Source organism: Streptomyces sp. NRRL F-4489, assembly GCF_001509485.1.
Taxonomy (GTDB): domain Bacteria; phylum Actinomycetota; class Actinomycetes; order Streptomycetales; family Streptomycetaceae; genus Streptomyces.
Genome location: NZ_LLZI01000040.1, coordinates 1 through 12,839 on the forward strand (window position 1 = coordinate 1; position 12,839 = coordinate 12,839).

Annotated in this window: 9 protein-coding genes; 4 read left to right on the plus strand and 5 right to left on the minus strand. The window is 72.2% G+C overall.

Translation table 11 applies throughout. From position 1 onward, the window contains the following. Window positions 1–181: 181 nt before the first annotated feature. The 3 genes from ADL22_RS05795 (at window position 182) to ADL22_RS05805 (ending at window position 3,652) form a co-directional block, all read left to right on the plus strand. Window positions 182–715 (plus strand): Clp protease N-terminal domain-containing protein, encoded by a 534-nt coding sequence (locus ADL22_RS05795; protein WP_066974329.1) that lies wholly within the window; start codon window positions 182–184, stop codon window positions 713–715. A 477-nt stretch (window positions 716–1,192) separates the two neighbouring features. Continuing rightward, entirely contained in the window at window positions 1,193–2,500 is a 1,308-nt protein-coding gene (locus ADL22_RS05800) for an EamA family transporter (protein ID WP_234430556.1), read from the plus strand. A 177-nt stretch (window positions 2,501–2,677) separates the two neighbouring features. Continuing rightward, complete coding sequence (locus tag ADL22_RS05805; RefSeq protein ID WP_066974330.1) at window positions 2,678–3,652, plus strand: DMT family transporter; 975 nt, start codon at window positions 2,678–2,680, stop codon at window positions 3,650–3,652. 175 nt (window positions 3,653–3,827) lie between these two features. Here the strand turns inward: ADL22_RS05805 and ADL22_RS05810 are convergent, their stop codons facing one another. The 5 genes from ADL22_RS05810 to ADL22_RS05835 form a co-directional block, all read right to left on the minus strand. Further along, complete coding sequence (locus ADL22_RS05810; RefSeq protein WP_066974332.1) at window positions 3,828–4,433, minus strand: helix-turn-helix domain-containing protein; 606 nt, start codon at window positions 4,431–4,433, stop codon at window positions 3,828–3,830. A gap of 221 nt (window positions 4,434–4,654) precedes the next feature. Then, the gene (locus ADL22_RS05815; RefSeq protein ID WP_159048582.1) at window positions 4,655–7,429 is read right to left on the minus strand and encodes a hypothetical protein; all 2,775 of its coding nucleotides are present in this window, start codon (window positions 7,427–7,429) and stop codon (window positions 4,655–4,657) included. 337 nt (window positions 7,430–7,766) lie between these two features. Next, window positions 7,767–9,134 carry a DUF6801 domain-containing protein gene (locus ADL22_RS35165; RefSeq protein ID WP_159048583.1) on the minus strand — a complete coding sequence of 456 codons (1,368 nt, stop codon included), beginning with the start codon at window positions 9,132–9,134 and terminating at the stop codon, window positions 7,767–7,769. A gap of 857 nt (window positions 9,135–9,991) precedes the next feature. Beyond that, window positions 9,992–10,669, minus strand: coding sequence for an FMN-binding negative transcriptional regulator (locus tag ADL22_RS05830; protein WP_066974342.1), 678 nt, complete (start codon window positions 10,667–10,669; stop codon window positions 9,992–9,994). 9 nt (window positions 10,670–10,678) lie between these two features. After that, window positions 10,679–11,347 (minus strand): pyridoxamine 5'-phosphate oxidase family protein, encoded by a 669-nt coding sequence (locus ADL22_RS05835; protein WP_066974344.1) that lies wholly within the window; start codon window positions 11,345–11,347, stop codon window positions 10,679–10,681. 35 nt (window positions 11,348–11,382) lie between these two features. Here ADL22_RS05835 and ADL22_RS05840 point away from each other — a divergent pair, with 35 nt between their 5' ends. Then, the gene (locus ADL22_RS05840; RefSeq protein ID WP_066974346.1) at window positions 11,383–12,714 is read left to right on the plus strand and encodes an aminotransferase class I/II-fold pyridoxal phosphate-dependent enzyme; all 1,332 of its coding nucleotides are present in this window, start codon (window positions 11,383–11,385) and stop codon (window positions 12,712–12,714) included. Window positions 12,715–12,839: the final 125 nt, after the last annotated feature.

The following is a 12,839-nucleotide window of genomic DNA, read 5'->3' on the forward strand; positions in this document are numbered from 1 at the left end:
GGGCGGGGGAGGCGTAAAGAGGCGGCGCGTCCGGTTCCGGATGGGGTGCCCGGCCTTCACGTTCTCTCCGCATATCCTCCGTAAGGATGAGACCGTGTGGGGGCTTCCCCAACCAGGGTGGGACGCGCAAATGCTTCCCGCCGGGGATGCTCCGGCCCTTCTGGACTGGTGGGGTGGGGCTGTGCAAAACCGTACTGCGTACAGCGGCGGGGGCCCCCCCCCTTCGGAAGACCTCGACAGCCGGCTCACCGTGGAGCTCGCGTCAGTGGTTTCCGCTGCCCGCAGGCGGGCCACCCGCGACGGCGACCGGCAGGTCGACACTGCGCATCTGCTGCACGGGCTCCTGGAGTGGGACCCGGCGGTCCGCGAGGTCTTCGACGACGGCGCCCAGGTCGCGCGCCTGCTCGGCTACCTCGTCCAGCGCAGCATCGGCTACGGCCTCCAATGGCACGGCACCGTCGAGGACTCCGGCGCGGTCCCCGTGGTCGCCGAGGGCGGCGTCCCCGGCTGGTCGCCCGCCGCTGCCGCGGCGATGGACGGTGCCCTCGACCGCGCCCACGCCCGTTACGCGACCCGCGCCGGCTGCCTCGACCTTCTCGCCGCACTGGTCGACGACCCCGAGTCCCGGGCCGTGGAGGTCCTGCGCCGGGCGTCCGTCGACACCGTCCGGCTCGCCGCCCGGCTCGACGCGGACGAGCGTGCCGGGGGCGACTGACGGGGCACGTGGCACGGGCGCTGGAGGCCATCCTGGTGGCCGGGTAACCGGCTGACCCCCGGCCGCCCGGCTGCCATTCGGTAGCCGGGGAACCTGCGGCCGTACCGGGAGGTGGTTGCCCCGCCAGCCGCCAGCCGCCAGCCGCCAGCCGCTGCCGCGCGCTGCGGTCGTCCAGCCCGGGCCGGTCCCTGCCGGTGCGGTGGCCGTGCTGAATGGTCCCGCCCATCGGTGGTCCTCCCCGGCATGGCTTGGGCGGGCCGGCCCGGCGGTTGTCCCGCCGAGTCGCGGACGTGCCTGACTTTCGTCCCGCTCGGTCGGGGTCCCGTTCGGCTTGCGTCCCGTCCGGGGCGCCGCACCACCCGGCTTCCAGCCCGTCCTGGCGCCGTCCGACCGGCTCCCGCCCCCGGCCGCGTATCGCCAGGTGAGACAGGGGTTTTGGAGGGTGACGCTGCTGACGGTGGCTGTCATGATGACCCGATGCACGCGTCTTCGGGGAGCCCGGCGGGTCGCACGACCGGCCCGGGCCAGGGAATGTCCGGGTCCAGCAGGACCCAGCCGCCGTCCACCGCCCACGGCCCGGACCGGGCCCGGCCCACCGGACGCGGCGCCGGGCTCGGTATCGCCCTGCTCTCCGCGCTCGCCTTCGGCGGCTCGGGCGTCGCCGCCAAACCGCTGATCGCCGCCGGCCTCGAACCCCTCCACGTCACCTGGCTCCGCGTCACCGGCGCCGCGCTGGTCATGCTCCCCGTCGCCTGGCGCCACCGCGACCTGCCCCGCCGCCGCCCCGCGCTGCTGGTCGGCTTCGGGCTGCTGGCCGTCGCCGGTGTCCAGGCGTGCTACTTCGCGGCGCTCTCCCGTATTCCCGTCGGAGTGGCACTGCTCATCGAGTACCTCGCGCCCGCTCTGGTGCTGGGCTGGGTGCGGTTCGTCCAGAAGCGGCCCGTCACGCGTGCCGCCGCCCTCGGTGTGGTCCTGGCCGTAGGCGGTCTCGCCTGCGTCGTCGAGGTCTGGTCCGGCCTCAGCTTCGACCCGCTCGGCCTGGCCCTCGCGCTCGGCGCGGCCTGCTGCCAGGTCGGCTACTTCGTCCTCTCCGACCACGGCAGCGACGGGGAGGGCGACGCGGCGGCGGATCCGCTCGGCGTGATCGCGTACGGCCTGCTGATCGGCGCGGCCGTGTTGACGGTCATCGCCCGCCCCTGGTCCCTGCGGTGGCCGGTCCTCGCCGGCACGGCCGAGATGAACGGCGTCCGCGTACCGGCCGTTCTGCTGCTCGCCTGGATCGTGCTGGTGGCGACGGTCGCCGCGTACCTCACCGGTGTCGTCTCCATCCGGCGGCTCTCCCCGCAGGTCGCCGGGGTCGTCGCCTGCCTGGAAGCGGTGATCGCGACGGTGCTGGCGTGGGTGCTGCTCGGCGAACACCTCTCCGCGCCGCAGCTCGCCGGCGGCGCGGTGGTGCTCATCGGCGCGTTCATCGCCCAGTCGGCCAAAACGGGCACCGGGGGCGGGGAGGCGGGGCCTGGCGGGGAAGCGCTCGCGGGGGCTGCCGGGCAGGCGCCTACGGGGGACGCCGCCGGGGATGCCGCGGGTGGCGCGGGCGCCGGGACGGGCCGTACCGGGGCGGGCGGCACGGGGATGGGCCGTACTGGCACGGGGCACGGTGGCTCCGAGGCGCGTGGCGGCGGCTCGGGGGCGGGCAGCGAACCGGCCGCCGGCGGCTCCTCGGCGGCCGGCGACCGCGTAGCCCCCTCCCATGGCGACTTGTCGACCGGTTCGCCCGCGGCATAGGCTCCCGATCATGCGTTTGACTGTGCTGCCCCCTCCCGCCGCGTAAGGCGGGCGGCGGCCTTTCGAGGAAATCCCGGCTCGGGCAGGTAACCGAGCCGGTCGACGCTGCCCGCACACGGGTTCACACGACCGTGTGACGGCCCACCGCCGTCCTGGATTTCCCGGAGCACACCTCCCATGCACACCATGCCTTCCCCGTCCCTGCCCGTGGGCCGGGGGCTCGTCTACGTCTCCGTCGCCGCGACCGCCTGGGGCACCGCCGGCGCGGCCGCCGCCCTCCTCTACCAGGGCAGCGGGCTCGGCCCCCTCGCCCTCACCTTCTGGCGCACGTTCGGCGGCCTGCTCCTCCTGCTCGCCGTACGAGCCGTCCGGCGCGCCCGCACCGGCGGCCCGGCCGCCCCCGCACCGCGCCCCGCCGAACCGTTCCGGCGCCGCGCCGCCGGGGCCGCGGCCACCGGCATCGCCCTCGCCGTCTTCCAGGCCGCCTATTTCGCCTCCGTCGAAACCACCGGACTGGCCGTCGGGACCGTGATCACCATGGGCGCCGGCCCCGTCCTCATCGCCCTCGGAGCCCGCCTCACCATGGGCGAACGGCTCGGTGCGGGCGGCGTCCTGGCCGTCGCCGGAGCCCTGTCCGGCCTGCTGATCCTCGTCCTCGGCGGCAGCGGCGCCGCCACCGTCCAGCCGGCCGGCGTCGGCTACGCCCTGCTCTCCGCCGCCGGCTGCGCCGTGATGACGCTCACCACCCGCCGCCTGGGCAGCGGGGGCTCCGGCGGATCCGGCGATCCGTTCGCCGCCACGATCAGCGCGTTCGCCGTGTGCGCCCTGTGCCTGCTGCCGCTCGCCGCGGCCGAGGGCCTCTGGCCGTACGGCCACGACCTGGGGCGGAGCCTGATCCTGCTGGGTTATATCGCCGCCGTCCCCACCGCCCTCGCCTACGGCCTGTACTTCACCGGGCTCGCCGTCGTACGGGCCGCGACCGCCTCCGTGATCTCCCTGATCGAACCGGTGTCGGCGGCCGCCATCGCGGTGCTCGTCCTCGGCGAACGGCTCACCGCCGCGACGGCGGCCGGGACGGCGGTGCTGCTGGCGGCCGTCGCCGGCCTGGCGATCACCGAGGCCCGCGGCCACGGCGGCGGCCAAGTGGGGTGAGCGGGGCGACGGTGGCTAGGGGGCCGGCGGCTGGGGGTGGCTCCACGGAGGCGGGCTGGTCGCCCGGCCGTCCAAGGGCGGAGGGCGGACCGGACCGGAATCCGGGCGCCGAGGCGTGCGCCGGCCGCCCGGCCGGCCGGCGCCGAGTCAGTCGCGGCGGTCAGTCGTTGTCAGGTCAGTCGGCGTCGGCGCTCCCCGCGCGGGAGCGGGGTTGGGCGCGTACGTGGATCCGTTCGCCCTGGCGGCCGAAGAGGCTGAGCACCTCCACCGGGCCGTCGCCGGTGCTCCCGAACCAGTGCGGCAGCCGGGTGTCGAACTCGGCTGCCTCACCCGGCCCCATCACCAGATCGTGGTCGGCCAGCACCAGCCGCAGCCGCCCGGCCAGCACGTACAGCCACTCGTAACCCTCGTGGGTGCGGAGGTCGGGGGAGTTCCGATCGGCCGGAATGACCATTTTGAAGGTTTGCAGCGGGCCGGGGTGGCGGGTCAGCGGCAGCACCGTCGTGCCGTGCATGTTGCGCGGCTTCAGGCGGACGCGCGGATCGCCGACGTCGGGCGCGCCGACCAGTTCGTCCAGCGGGACCTGGTGGGCCTGGGCGATGGGCAGCAGCAGCTCGAGACTGGGACGGCGCTGCCCGGACTCCAGCCGGGACAGGGTGCTCTTGGAGATACCGGTGGCCTCGGCGAGCGCGGACAGCGTGACGCCGCGCTCGGTCCGCACCCGCTTCAGGCGCGGCCCGACCTCGGCGAGGGAGCGGGCGATATCGGGTGAGTGTTCCACGCCTTCATTGCACCGCGACGTTCCCGGTTTCGGCAATGGGGATTGCTGGTGAGGTGCTGGGCGGCGTCGTGGCCTGTGGGCGGAGGGGTGCGAGGAGGACGACCGGGACCATCGGGATCATCGGGGTCATCGGGACCATCGGGGTAGCGAACGGTCCCCTTGCCGCGTGGCCGCGAGGGGACGCGGGAGGAAGCGGGAGGAAGTGGGCGGACGCCGGAAGGTTACGCGACGCCGAAGAACACGCTGCCCGTACCGCCCAGTTCGGGGGAGTGGAAGGACACGGTGATCGCGCGGGTCAGATCGCTTTTGCTGAGGCGGTCGTCGCCGTCGGTGTCCAACTCGCCCAGTACGCGCGAGGCGTCTGCGGCCAGGCCCCACATGTCGAGGTACCGCGTCAGCTCGGTCTCTCCGACGCAGCCGTCGTGGTCCGCGTCGATGATCTCGAACACCGCCGCCGCGAAGGCCGCGACCGGCTCGCGCAGCGCCGGGTCCGTTCCGGCCGCGCCGGCGGCGGTGCGGTGCTGTGCGCGGGACAGGCGGCCGTCGGTCTTCGCGTGGCGCTGCAGACCGGCCCAGTACGCGCGGTAGAAGGAGGCGAGAGCCGTCGTTTCCGGGGCGTCCGCGGCGAGCCCGTAGGTGGTGCGGTAGCGAGCGGCGATCCGCTGGTAGTCGGCGCCGTCGACATAGCCGTCGCCATCGGTGTCGGCGACGGCGAACAGGCGGTCCAGGTTGCCGGTGCGGTGGAGGACGGTCTCGGGCGGGGTGCCGGCGGTCGCGTAGAGGTGGTCCCGGAGCTGGGCGTGGCGGAACTGGTACACCGTCCCGACCTGGCGCAGGACCTGTCGCTCGCAGGCGTCCCGCAGGAACGCGTCCAGGTCCCTCGGCAGCCATCCCGTCAGGGGCAGCCAGATGCGGGCCAGGACTACCCAACGCCCCCAGGCGGTCATGGTGCCGGCCCCGATCGCGATCATGGTCCCGGCCACCAGTCCGGCCCCGAGCCCGGCGAGTGCGCTGTGCGACGCGATCCCGAACACGGTCCCGTATCCGGACCCGGTCACCAGCCCGATGGTGAGGGTCTGCTTGAGTACGGTGGCGCGGTTCGTGTTCAACAGATCCGAGGGGAGGGCGCGTTTCTCTCTCGGAATGGCGGATTCGAAGCCGGCGCCGAGCGCGGCGATGAGCCCCATTACGAGGCCGAGACCGATCCCCGTCGCGAGCAGCAGCCCCGAATTCACCGCGACCACCGGCCAGGGATAACCCTGGAGGAGAGAAAAGGCCGCACTTCCGAACGCCCACAGGAGTCCGAACAGGAGACCGCCGGCGAGCCCGCCCGTCACTCTGGGGCGGAAACTCTCCCGAAGTTTTCTCTTCGTCCAGTTGTGCAACTTGATCTGCATCAGCGACGGTTCGAACAGCGGGCCGCCGACCTTCATCTCCGTGACGAACCCGTGCATGACAGCGAAGGTCACACCCATCGCGAGCCCGTTCGCCGGGCCGGTGATGCCTGCCGCCATGAGCCCGTACGCGGGCCCGTACACAAGCCCGCTCTCGGAGCCGTAAACGAGCCCGGCGACGAACCCTGACAGGATTCCGACCGTGACCCCGACCCGCAGCATGATCCGGCGCAGCTTCACGGTGGTCCCCAGCCGCCACCATTCGATGTCGGGCGTGTTGAGTTCCGTCAGATGCGCGGCGAGGTAGCCGAGCCAGTGCCGGGCGCGTTCGTGGTCCCAGCGCCGGTGTTCCCGTGCCACGGGCTCGGTGCTGAGAAAGCGTTTGTAGGCGGTGGTGATGAAGGTGTCCAGGAGGTGTTTTTCCAGGGCTTCCCGGGTGCCGAAATTCTCTGTTCCCAGCAGCTCCGCGGGGTCGCGTTCGGATTCGTAGACGAAGCGGGCGAGGGTGACCATCAAAGGGGTGGTCAGCACGGCGGCGAGGTTGGCGCCGGCCTGCGTGTGGGGACGACGGCGCAACTCACTCAGCACGTAAGCCCATCCGGTGCGGGGCACGGCATCCGTACCGCCGGGGAGCGTTGTGCCGGTGGCCTCCTGCAGATACGTGAGGGAGTCGTCCAGATCGAGGTCGACCAATTCGATGGCGGTGGCGGAGGGCACCACCTTGGTTTCCTCCCCAGCGGCTTCGAATTCGGCGCGGCGACTGGTCACGATCAGCGGCAAAGTGCAGCTGTTGAGTGCCACCAGCGCGTCTTTGCGCAAACCGATGGCGATCTCGTCGAAACCGTCCAGAATCGGCAGCACATGGTCGGCACCCACCAGCGCGGCGGCCCACGTCTTACCACTGGGGCTCGCCTCGGCGAGAAAGGGATGATCCCGTTCCAGACGCTCGATCAACCAGTTGCGCAGCGGCGTGGTGGCGGGATTCCAGGACCCGAGACTGAAGAGCACCGGCACCGGGGCTTTGTGGGCGCGAGGACGCGCTTCCAGGCGGGTCAGTGCGAAACGCAGGGCCAGGGCGCTTTTTCCTGAGCCTTCCCGCCCCAGCACCACCAGCCAGCTCGACTTCGCCCGTTCGAGGACGGCCGTGATCTCGTCCCCGGCCGTGATCTCGTCCCCTTGACCGGCCCGGCCCAGCGGGGGAGTTCGCGTTGCCCCGTCCCGGGAATTGCGGAAGTCTTCGTGTCCGGGCGCTTTCCCGAGTACCGGTCGCCAGCGCACGGGCAGGTCCCCGTCCCTGAGCCGGAGTTGTTCCTCCTCATGCCGCAGGCGCGCGTGGACCTCATCCGCGAGCAGATCGGCCTTGTCGGCCAGCCCGTCATCAACGGAGCGGCGCTCGGCGCGCACTGCACGCACGAGTTGCTCGACCAATTCGCCCAGGGCGCCCTCGGCGGAAAACCCTTTGGAGAAGAGCAAGTTGACGTTGTTGTTGCCGATACTGACAATGCCCGTGACATTCCTGACGCTGATCGACCGTTCGGCACCCGACGTGCCACGAGCATCCGCCGCGGGTCCCGACGCCCGCGGATCCGGCGCGATGCTCATCGGTACGGGATGTTCATCGCGCCATCACCGGTCGCCCCACGATGTGTCGGGCAGCCGCTGTTCCGGTCGCTTTGCCGCTCCGGCCGGCCCGTTCTCAGCCTGAGGCAGTACGCCGACGCCGGCGCCGTACGCATCCGGTGTCGCTTCACCCGCAGGTGCGATCAGGCCGGGCAGCACAGTGCCGATCTCTCCCAATAGGGGCACCTCCCTCTTCGCGCGGACAGTCGACTTTCGGCGGCCGTCGTCGTCCCGGCGGGCGGGCGCTTGTGCTTGCCTGCCCGCCTGCTTGCCGCCTGCTTGAGCCCCGCCACACAACCGGTGGTCGTTCGGTGGTCGTTCACTGCGCCTGTCGAACGTATGCGGGGCCGGGCTTCTCATCGGCCGCGACATCGACGTCTTCGCCTTGCGGCAAACCCGGGAGCAGGCTGCTCGGATCGGCGCCGCCGCCGCAGGCCCGCGCACCGATGGCCTGATGTGCGGCTCGGTGGTTGTGGACGTGACGCTTTGTCAGATGGCTTCGGCCGTCTGTGGTCCTTCTGCGCGTGCTGCCGCCCGACGCTGCGCTACCGCCACACCCTCGGTGCTGTGGGGCACCAGGGGTCAGGCTCTTCCTGTCGTCACCGGCGTCGGTCCTTCCGCCCTCGGCGCCATCGATGAGCAAGCCATGCCGCGGGTCGATGTCCTGCTGGGTCGCCCCGTGCTGCTGATCCACCCCGTCGTCACCGGGGCGGCGGCGGTTTCTCAGCCGCGCGCCGAGGCCGAAGGCGGCCGCGCAGGCGACGAGTACGCCCACGGCCAGCAGGACGAGATCCCTGGTGTTCTGCCCGGTGGCCGGTGCCTCGCCGGCGAGGGCCGCTTCGGTCGGCCTCGGCGCCGCGCGGCTGGGGTTCCGCACCGTTGGGGTGCTGGAAGCCCCGGGGTTCGGATTGCCGGACGTGGCGGTCGCACTGCGAGTTGCGGGGCCGGTGTCCGCTGACGTCGTCGGTGGCGGAACGGCGGCGTCCATGGATCCGGTCGTCGGCCTCGGAGCGGCGGCGCCCATCGATCCGGTGGTCGGTGGCGCAGTTGCGGAGGGCGGCGATCCGGTCGAATGGCTCGGAGTGGCCGAGCCCGCCGAACCCGGCTTCGTGATGGCGAAGGACGCCACGACATTGCTCTGGCCGGGATTCAGGGTGCACGGCGCGTCGCCCCTCAGCGCCAGGTTGCCGGTCGCGTTCTTCCCGAGGAGGTGGAGGGTGAGGCCGCCGGCGGTGATCCGCCCCTTGCCCGGATGGCTGAAGGCGTGCGTGGTCGCGCTCCCGGTTGCCGTGACGTTGAACGGACCGGATGCCGGGACGCTGGTCGTGGCCATACGGAAGGGGACCGTGACGTCGAAGTCATCCTGCGGCGCGGCCACATGGGCGTTCGCGTCCACCGTGCCGCCGAGGGTCTTCAGGCCGGCCGTGGCGAGCCACTGGGTGAAACTCGCGCCCACCGTCGCCACCGCTTTGACGGTGATGGTCTTGCCGGGCGTGCCGACCGCGACCGCGTTCGGGATGTCCGCGGTGATCTTCGCCGTGAATGGATGATTGCCGATCAGCAAGGACGAGCACGTATAGCTGAACGTGCGCGAAAGCGGTTGCGCGGCAGCCGTTCCGGCTCCGATAACGCCCAGCACACCGCTTGCCGTTGCCGAAGCCGCGACGACGGCAACGGTGATCCTCATCCTTGGTCTGCCGCACCTGATGCCCATATGTCAGCCCCCGTCCGCTGTTCGGGTGTGCGATTGTGGAACGAGTCCCGTTTTGGCAGCTCAGCACGCTGCTCAGGTCGCGTGCCCTGTTGCCGGATCTGCGTGCCGGCGCTACGTGTCGGCTCCGCGTGCCGGATCCGGATCTGCGGCGCCCGGACGATTCGGTCAGCAGGGCACGTAAGGTTACTTGGGGGACGCGGCTCGGATGGCTTTGGTTGACGCATCACTCGGATATGTCCCAAAATAACCGGCTGCCGGGCTGGGGCGAGGCGCGTACCGGCCGTTGTGCCTCTACATCCGGAAATCTTGCGCGAGCGCCGTGGCTTGTTTCATGCGGTCGGGAACGGTCCCCTGGAGTCCCGGTAGCGGGGAACGCGCTGTCGCTCGGGAAGATGATCGCCGAGGCGGCCCGCAGTCGCGCGTCGTCGAGGATTTCCCCCGCGCTGCGGGATATGTGATCCCCGGTCAGCAATCTGAAGACGCTGTGCCGCATTTCTGACGCCTTGGACGTGCCGCGTCTTCGTAGCTGCGAACGTGCGGCAGTCGGCGTTCGATGTGTGCTCGCGGTGTGCCGGGTGGCGGATTGCAGGCGGGGCTTTGTGCACCTGACAGGAGCTTCACGGCCAGCCACTTGGCGTCCTGGGCGCCCGGCAGGGAGGGCGGGGGCGGACCGCTGGGCGCAGTACGCGGACACCAGGTGAGCGCCCGATGCCGGGGCAAGCACCGTTGCCCGACCAGCGCCCCGCCGGCCCCGGCCCCTGCCTCGCTAGAAGCTCGGCCCCGGCCCCCGCCCCACCCCCTCCGCAACGCGGACGGGGTGCTCCGGATCCCTACGGCCGGGCGGCGGAACCGTTCGCCGGGCGGGCGGTGGTCGTGCCGGCCGCCAGGCGGCGCTGCTGGTGGCGGCGGGCCGCGGCGTCGCCCGGACCGTCGCGCTCGGCGAGCCGGTCGGATATACGGTGCTGGACCGACTCGGACCGCTTGCCGCCGTACTTGAACTTGGCCCGCACCTCGAGCACCTCCAGGCGCAGCCCGCGGATTCCGGACAGCATCCGGCCGTACGGCGCCTGGCCGGCGACCACCGGGGCCGAGCCGCCCTCCGGCTGGAAGTGCGTGGTCTGGCGCTGCAGCAGCTCGGCCTTGGCCTCCGGATCATCCACCACATGAGCCGTGCAGATGAGCTGGACCGCGGCGTAGAAGCTGGTGGGGACGCCGTTCTCGGGCGGCCCGTCCTCCTCCGCCTGCCAGGGGCCGGGGATGAAGGTGTAGTCGTCCACCACGCTCAGCAGGACCGTCGGCCGTTCCTGGAGCGCGGGCCAGAGCGGGTTGGGGCGGGCGAGGTGGGTGACGGCCTCGCGGCGGGCGGGGTCGTAGGCGAAGTGCAGCGGCTGGACGCACGGCGGCTCGCCCGGCAGGCCGTTGACGGCGAGCTGCCCGAAGTCGTGCGCGGCCAGCCACTCCTGCCATTCGGCGTCGTCGGTCGGGGCGTCCCAGGGGTGGATGAGCATGGGTGCTCCTCAGCGGGCGGAGAGGTAGGCCGGCTCCTGGATGCCGGGGGCGAGGTCGTCGGCCGGTATAGGGGCGCCGTATACCGGGGAGACGGGGAGGACGCCGCTCCAATACGGGAGCGCCTGGTCCTCGGGCTCGTCGGAGGGGCCGCCGGTGCGGATCTTGGCGGAGACCTCGCGCAGATCGAGGCGGAGCACGGCCGTGGCGGCCAGTTCCTTCGCGTTGGCGGGGCGGGAGTCGGCGGCGCGGCCGGGCAGGACGTGGTCCACGAGGGCGTCGAGCGCGGCCTTCTTCTCCTCCTCGTCGGTGACCTGGTACGCGGTGCCGTGCACCACGACGCTGCGGTAGTTGATGGAGTGGTGGAACGCGGACCTGGCCAGCACCAGTCCGTCGACGTGGGTCACGGTGACGCAGACCGCGAGCCCGGTGTCCGCGCCCTGCCCGCCGGCCATCCGCAGCGGGCGGGAGCCGGTCGAACCGTGTACGTACAGGCGGTCGCCGACCCGGCCGTAGAGCGTCGGCAGGACGACCGGCGCGCCGTCGCGCACGAAGCCGAGATGGCAGACATAGCCCTCGTCGAGGATCGCGTGCACCGTCGCCTCGTCGTAGTGGGCCCGCTCGCGGGCGCGGGTGGGGACGGTGCGCTCGGTCGCGGCAAAAGACTTGCTCTCGGCCATTGCGAACTCCATTGTACTAGTGCATAATCTGTTTTGTGCTAGGAGAGTATCGGATCGAAGGGCGGCGCGCATCGGAAATTGCCGCAAGTGTCGAGCGAGCCATCGGTGCGGGCGAGCTCCAACCAGGCGAAGTCCTGCCCCCGCTCAGGGAGTTGGCCGTCTATCTGGAGGTGAATCCCAATACCGTCGCGGCCGCGTACCGCACGCTCCGCGACCGCGGAGTGATCGAAACGGCGGGCCGGCGCGGCAGCCGGGTCCGCCCCCGCCCGGCCAGCACCTCACGTGAGGCGCTGCAGGCGGTCGTGCCCCCCGGTGTCCGGAACGTCGCCGACGGCAACCCCGACCCGTCGCTGCTGCCCTCCCTGGAAGAAGCGCTGGCCGAGGCCGCCGCGCGCAACACCCAACGCCCCGTGCTCTACGGCATGCCCGCCATAGACGACGACCTGGAGGCGCTGGCCCGCGCGGCCTTCCTCCGGGACGGCGTGCCGGAGGCCCCCGTCGCCGTCGCCAGCGGATCGCTCGACGCCATCGAGCGGGTCCTCGCCGCGCACCTGCGGCCCGGCGACGCGGTCGCGGTCGAGGACCCCGGCTGGGGCAGCCTGCTGGACCTCATCCCGGCGCTCGGCCTGCGGCCCGTACCGGTCGGGGTGGACGACGACGGGCCGATCCCGGCGCGGATGGCCGCGGCCCTCGACAGCGGAGTCCGCGCGGTCATCGTCACCGACCGCGCGCAGAACCCGACGGGCGCCGCCATCAGCGGCCCCCGCTCCGCGGAACTCCGCACGCTCCTGTCCCGGCACCGCGACGTCCTTCTGATCGAGGACGACCACGGCCACGGCATAGTCGACCTCCCGCTGCGCCCGCTCGCCGGCGCCACCGACCACTGGGTGCTGGTCCGCTCCACGGCCAAGGCGTATGGTCCCGACCTGCGCCTGGCGGCGCTGACCGGCGACACCGTGACCGTCGACCGGTTCCGCGGCCGCCAGCGCCTCGGTCCCGGCTGGGTCAGCCATCTGATCCAGCACGCGGTGGTCCACCTGTGGCGGACCTCCGCGGTCCGCCCGGGTGAGATCGCCGGCGCCTATGGCGAGCGGCGCGACGCCCTCATACACGCCCTGGAGGAACGGGGAGTCCCGGCCCGCGGCCGCAGCGGGATGAACGTCTGGGTACCGGTCCCGGACGAAACGGGCGCGGTGGCCCGCCTCCTCCACTCCGGCTGGGCGGTCGCCCCCGGCGCACGCTTCCGTATGCAGTCGCCCCCCGGCATCCGGATCACCGTCTCCGGCCTTACGACGGACGACATCACCCCACTGGCCGCGGCGGTGGCCGAGGCCACGGGCGTGGGGGAGGCGCGGAGGTACGAGTGAGGGGCGGGAGGGGAGTGGCGAGGTGAGAGGAGGCGGCAGAGGCTCTCTGAGGTGGCGCGTGGGGCGCGTAGGACGTAGGTGCGGGGCGGGGTGGTGGGTGACCGGAGGTGGGGGAGGTGTGAGGG